The sequence below is a fragment of the Corallococcus sp. CA041A genome, assembly GCF_003612075.1.
GTDB classification, from domain to species: domain Bacteria; phylum Myxococcota; class Myxococcia; order Myxococcales; family Myxococcaceae; genus Corallococcus; species Corallococcus exiguus.
Window position 1 is genome coordinate 1 of record NZ_RAWF01000472.1, and the last position, 3,210, is coordinate 3,210.

Annotated in this window: 4 protein-coding genes; 2 read left to right on the forward strand and 2 right to left on the reverse strand. The window is 69.5% G+C overall.

Features of this window, described 5'->3' with window-relative positions:
• Positions 1-170 precede the first annotated feature (170 nt).
• On the forward strand, positions 171-686 hold the full coding sequence (locus D7V77_RS41155; RefSeq protein ID WP_120581624.1) for a hypothetical protein: 516 nt from the start codon (positions 171-173) through the stop codon (positions 684-686).
• Here the strand turns inward: D7V77_RS41155 and D7V77_RS41160 are convergent.
• Complete coding sequence (locus tag D7V77_RS41160) at positions 653-1,615, reverse strand: bifunctional 2-polyprenyl-6-hydroxyphenol methylase/3-demethylubiquinol 3-O-methyltransferase UbiG (protein WP_120581625.1); 963 nt, start codon at positions 1,613-1,615, stop codon at positions 653-655. The two genes, D7V77_RS41155 and D7V77_RS41160, sit on opposite strands and share 34 nt — an antisense overlap.
• Here D7V77_RS41160 and D7V77_RS44075 point away from each other — a divergent pair.
• Entirely contained in the window at positions 1,614-1,847 is a 234-nt protein-coding gene (locus D7V77_RS44075; protein WP_158624590.1) for a hypothetical protein, read from the forward strand. The two genes, D7V77_RS41160 and D7V77_RS44075, sit on opposite strands and share 2 nt — an antisense overlap.
• Here the strand turns inward: D7V77_RS44075 and D7V77_RS41170 are convergent.
• On the reverse strand, positions 1,840-3,063 hold the full coding sequence (locus tag D7V77_RS41170; protein ID WP_120581626.1) for an MFS transporter: 1,224 nt from the start codon (positions 3,061-3,063) through the stop codon (positions 1,840-1,842). The genes D7V77_RS44075 and D7V77_RS41170 overlap by 8 nt on opposite strands.
• Positions 3,064-3,210: the final 147 nt, after the last annotated feature.

Consider the following 3,210-nt stretch of genomic DNA (forward strand, 5'->3'; position numbering starts at 1 on the left):
TCACGTACGAGGTCGCAAGCGAGCCGAAGCCGCGTGGTTGCTCGCACTCGTCGCCCACAACCTCCTGCTCGCCATAGCGCAAGGCTGGTTCGACGAGTCGGAAGGCTCATTTCTTCTCACGCCCTGAGCCCTCCATGGAACGCCAGGGGAATGAAGTAGCATCCGCCCCGATGACCTCTCCTCGTCCAGCGCCTTCTGCCCACGCCCAGTCCCAACAGAAGACACGCCTCCTCGCCTGTGGCGCGTCGGCCCTGCTCTTCGTGCTCGCCTGTGCGACGCCCGCGATGACCGTGTTCAACGCGAACAAGCGTGACGAGGAACAGATGTGGGGCCTCGCGCTGCTGCTCATGGGTTGGCTGGGGGTGTTCACGATGCAGTTCGGCTGGTTCGCGAACCCCCTGTTGTGCGTGGCCTTCGTCATGCTCCTGGTGGGTGCGGACCGGAAGGCGCTCTGGGTCGGCGGCGCGGCGTCCATCCTCGGACTGACGTCGCTCACCTGGTACATCAACCCCATCCCCGCGGATGAAAGCGGCGGGGACCGCTACCTGGAGCTGCTCTACCCCTCCATTGGCTTCATCTTCTGGCTGGGCAGCCTGCTGGTGATCCCTCTCACGGCCCATCACCTCTCACAGCCCGAGGCGGAGTCGAAGCCTCAGGCGTCTTCATCACCCGAACCGGAAGCCTGACCTCTCACCGCCGTGAGCAGCAGGTCGTACTTGCCGCCCAGGAACGTGCGGAAGCCGTGCTGGTGCAGATAGCGGCGGTAGAAGGACAGGTCCTTCACCAGCAGCGACAGGTCCGGTTCGCGCAGGTTGCGCACGCGCGCGCCGTACACGACCTCTCCGTCGCGGAAGCGTGAGTTGGGGAAGCCCAGCACCAGCGAGGCCTTGGGCTCCAGGTGCTCCTGCACCAGCTTGCGCAAGAGCGCCCGGTCATCCACGCCCGGGCTCTGCAACGTGCCCACCGACACCACCGCGTCGAAGCGGCCCAGGTCCGAGGGCAACGCGTTCAGGTCCGCCTGCACGAACGCATGGCGCGGATCCGGAAACGCCGCGCGAGCCTCCGCCAACGCACTCGCACTGTGGTCCACTCCGACGAAGCGGATGCCCTCCACATCCTCGAACGCGGCCAGCTCATCACCCCGGTTGACGCCCAGGTCCAGGAGCCTCGCGCCCGGTGGCAGCGGCAGCCGCCCCACTGCCTCCAGCCAGGGCAGCAGGAAGCCCGCGTCCTCGAACTTCCGCACGCGCGCGAAGTCGGACGCGGCGCCATAGCGCTCCTGTGGCGCGTCCGTCCGTGTCCCGCCTCCCGCGTGCCACGAAGCCTCCGAGCCCAGTGGCTCGAACGTGAGCCGCACGTGCGTCGTATCCACCCCGCGAGGCGTGCGCAGGCGGCACGACAGCCCCTCCGCCAGGTCGCACCAGCTCCGCAGCGGCCGGTGCACGAGCCCACCCTCCACGCGCTCGCCGGGATAGCGCCCGTGGCCCAGGTCCGGATCCGGCACGTCGATGGACACGGGCCCGGACGCCAACAGCGCCTCCAGGTGGCGCAAGACGACGACCAACGGCTCGTCGTGGAAGCGGCGTGGGCTTTCGGCGGAGGGATGCGACGACATGCGCCGCACCCTACTCCGCGTGGCTCAGTGGGACTCCACCACGATCTTCCCGAACGCGCTCCAGGGCCGCGGGCAGGGCCTCCGGCGGATGGCACGCGTCGATGACCGGCTTGAGCCCGGTGGCGTCCACCGCGCGCGCCAGTGCCTCCAGGTGCCCTCGTCGCCGCACCTGCCCGTGCGGGTGCGCGCCGCCATCGACGCGCTCGCGAAGAAGCTGCCTTCGGTCAAATGACGGAAGGCGACGCCGCGGCCCGCCGCGCCTGGATCTGTTCCCACACGAACGCGAGGACCAGGAACCCACCGCCCACCGCGCACACGCCCCGCCAGCCCGCGTGGTCCCACGCGATGGCGGAGAGCGCGGAACCACAGGCACCGCCCACGAAGTAGAACATCTTGTAGAGCGTGTTGAGGCGCGTCTGCGCGGTGGGGTGCAGGCGGTACAGCTCCGTCTGGTTGGACACCGTGGCGGCCTGCGCCCCCAGGTCCAGCAGCACCACGCCCGCGATGAGCCCTGCCCACAGCGTGCCGAAGACGGCGAACACTCCGAACGCCGCCAGCATCGTGACGATGCACGCCCGGACGATGCGCCGCGCGCCAATGCGCTGCGCGTGCCGGCCCGTGACGTTCGCGGCGAGCGCCCCCACCGTCCCGATGAGACCGAACATGCCCGCCGTGCCCGGCCCCTGGTGGTACGAGTCACTGCTCAGGAAGAACGCCAGCGAAGCCCAGAACGCGGAGAGCGCGGCGTACATCAGCGCGCCCGTGAGCGCGATGGCCCGAAGCCCCGGCACGTCCCGCTGCAGCGTCCACAACGATTGCAGGAGGCGCGGATAGGTCAGCCGCGTGGAGGACTCGTAGCGAGGCAGCCCCAGCCGCAGCGTCATCGCCAGGCCCACCATGGTCGCACCGGCCGCGAAGTACACCCCGCGCCAGCCCAGGTGCGTCGCCACGAAGCCGCTGAGCGTGCGGGAGATGAGCACGCCCACCAGCGCGGCGCTGAGCACCACACCCAGGTTCCTCCCTCGCTCCTCGGGCGAGCTGAGCGCCGCGACGAAGGGGATGAGGATCTGCACCAGCACCGCCGTGAGCCCAATGGCCACGCAGGCCGCCAGGAACAGAGGGAACGTGGGAGCCAGGCCCGCCGCGAAGAGCGCCGCCGCCGCGAGCCCCAGCATCGTCACCAGCAGACCGCGCTTCTCCAGCACGTCGCCCAGCGGCGTCAGGAGCACCAGTCCGGCCACGTAGCCCAGCTGCGACATCATCGGCACGGAGCCCACGGCGGAGGCGGACAGGCCGAAGGTCTGCGCGATGACGCCCAGGAGCGGCTGGCTGTAATAGACGTTGCCCACCGCGAGCACCGTCGCCGTCGTCATCGTCCACAGCAGCCGGCGATCCATCGGCACGGCCTGGGGCACGGCGGCGGGGAGCACGGCGGCGGAAGTCTCCATGCGACATGCCTAGCGCTCCCTGTACCGCACCGGATTATTGAGACACCAGATTGGTTGTAATCAGGCCGCCTGCTTCGACTGCATCAGCGCTCGCCGGGCCTGACTCGGCGAGAGGAAGTTGTGGCGCTCCAGCAGCCAGTGCTCGTT

Coding starts and splice junctions, on each gene's coding strand:
- D7V77_RS41155 (WP_120581624.1), top strand. CDS start 171: ATGACCTCTCCTCGTCCAGCGCCTTCTGCCCACGCCCAGTCCCAACAG.
- D7V77_RS44075 (WP_158624590.1), top strand. CDS start 1,614: ATGCGCCGCACCCTACTCCGCGTGGCTCAGTGGGACTCCACCACGATC.
- D7V77_RS41160 (WP_120581625.1), bottom strand. CDS start 1,615: ATGTCGTCGCATCCCTCCGCCGAAAGCCCACGCCGCTTCCACGACGAG.
- D7V77_RS41170 (WP_120581626.1), bottom strand. CDS start 3,063: ATGGAGACTTCCGCCGCCGTGCTCCCCGCCGCCGTGCCCCAGGCCGTG.